This is a genomic window from Polaribacter sargassicola (assembly GCF_021991835.1).
GTDB classification, from domain to species: Bacteria; Bacteroidota; Bacteroidia; order Flavobacteriales; family Flavobacteriaceae; genus Polaribacter; species Polaribacter sargassicola.
Genome location: NZ_JAHDAU010000045.1, coordinates 1 through 432, shown reverse-complemented (window position 1 = coordinate 432; position 432 = coordinate 1). Strand labels below are relative to the sequence as shown.

The 432-nt window shown below is 76.4% G+C and carries 1 protein-coding gene; it reads right to left on the bottom strand.

The features are described 5' to 3' along the window. On the bottom strand, positions 1 to 432 hold a 432-nt coding region (locus KI686_RS15745), incomplete at both ends, for an acyl-CoA dehydrogenase family protein (RefSeq protein ID WP_237590284.1).

Sequence of the window (432 nt, the reverse complement as noted above, 5' to 3'; positions counted from 1 at the left end):
CGCGGCGGTCAGCCGGGCCGGGCGCCGGGTCGGAGCGACCGACTCGAGCTGCTCCGAGATCGCGGCGGGGTGCAGGGCGCCGCCCTGCACCAGGAACAGGTGCGTGGCGATGCCGGCATCCAGCGCTGCAGGCGCGACGCCCTCGACGGCGGCCGTGGCGATCGCGCCACCTGCCAGCTCACCGCGCGTCGCGGCGTCGACCAGCGAGGGCAGCAGCGCCACCGTCTCCAGGTACGGGCCGGGGGTGCCGTGGTAGCCGAGCCGCTCGAACACGACGACGAGGTCGCTCAGGCTGCCGCCGAAGCCGCCCTCCTCCTCGGGCACGCGCAGACCGAGGAGCCCGAGCTCGGCGAACTGCTCCCACAGCGCCAGCCCCGCGGCGTGATCGCCGTCGGCCCAGCTGCGGGCGATGTCGGCACCTCCTGCGCCCTC